This is a genomic window from Frankia nepalensis (genome assembly GCF_016786325.1).
In the GTDB taxonomy this organism is placed as follows: Bacteria; Actinomycetota; Actinomycetes; order Frankiales; family Frankiaceae; genus Pseudofrankia; species Pseudofrankia nepalensis.
Genome location: NZ_JADWYU010000009.1, coordinates 1 through 1,164, shown reverse-complemented (window position 1 = coordinate 1,164; position 1,164 = coordinate 1). Strand labels below are relative to the sequence as shown.

Here is a 1,164-nt window from a genome sequence, read left to right as displayed (position 1 = left end):
TCGACTTCCCGGTGTTCGACGCTGACAACCACCTGTACGAGGCTGAGGACGCGCTGACGCGGCACCTGCCGGCGGCGCATCGGGACCTGTTCAGGTTCGTGGAGCTGAACGGGCGTAAGAAGCTGGTGGTCCGCAGTCTGCTGACGGAGTACATCCCGAACCCGACGTTCGAGGTCGTGGCGAGGCCGGGCGCGCACATGGCCTTCTACGCCAGCCAGAACCCGGAAGGGAAGTCGCTGCGGGAACTGGCCGGCAAGCCGATGCGGTCGGTTCCGGCCTTCCGGGAGCCGGCGGCGCGCCTGGAGCTGATGGACTCCCAGGGCATTCACGCCTGCCTGATGTTCCCCACGCTGGCGAGCCTGATCGAGGAGCGGCTGCGCGACGACCCGGACCTGACCGACGTCGCGGTCCACGCGTTCAACGAGTGGCTTTACGACGACTGGACGTATGACTACCAGGGCCGGATCTTCGCGACGCCGGTCATCACGCCCACGACCGCGCAGGCCGGGGTGCGGGAGCTGGAGACGGTGCTGGCGCGGGGCGCGCGCGCCGTCCTGCTGCGCCCGGCCCCGGTCACCGGCCCGCGCGGGCCGCGCTCGCCGTTCCTGGCGGAGTTCGACCCGTTCTGGGCGCGGGTCCAGGAGGCCGGGGTGCCGGTCGCGCTGCACGCCTCCGACAGCGGCTACCAGGACTACCTGAACACCTGGGAGGGCCGCGGCGGCGAGTTCGTCGCCTTCAGGCCCAGGACGTTCGCCTACGTCGCCGACGGTGGGCGCACCATCCAGGACACGCTGGCCTCCGCGATCTGCCACGGCATGCTCGACCGGTTCCCCGGCGTGCGGCTGATCAGCGTGGAGAACGGCGGCGGCTGGGTCGGCGTGCTCGCGAGGAACCTCGAGCTGACCTACAAGAAGATGCCGAACGAGTTCCCGACCCATCCGCTGGAGCTCCTGCGGCGCAACGTCTGGATCAACCCGTTCTGGGAGGAGTCCCTCGACGGCCTCATCGAGCTGATGGGGTCCGAGCGGGTCTGTTTCGGCTCCGACTACCCGCACGCCGAGGGGCTGGCCGAGCCGCTGTCCTTCCTGGACACGCTGGCCGGCCACGACCCGGCCGACATCGAGCGGATCATGTCAGCGAACCTGGCGGAACTGCTCGGCCTCC

Annotated in this window: 1 protein-coding gene; it reads left to right on the top strand. The window is 70.0% G+C overall.

Annotated features, from left to right (window positions below):
• A partial coding sequence (locus I6A81_RS00060) for an amidohydrolase family protein (protein ID WP_203010055.1) occupies positions 1 to 1,164 on the top strand: 1,164 nt, incomplete at both ends.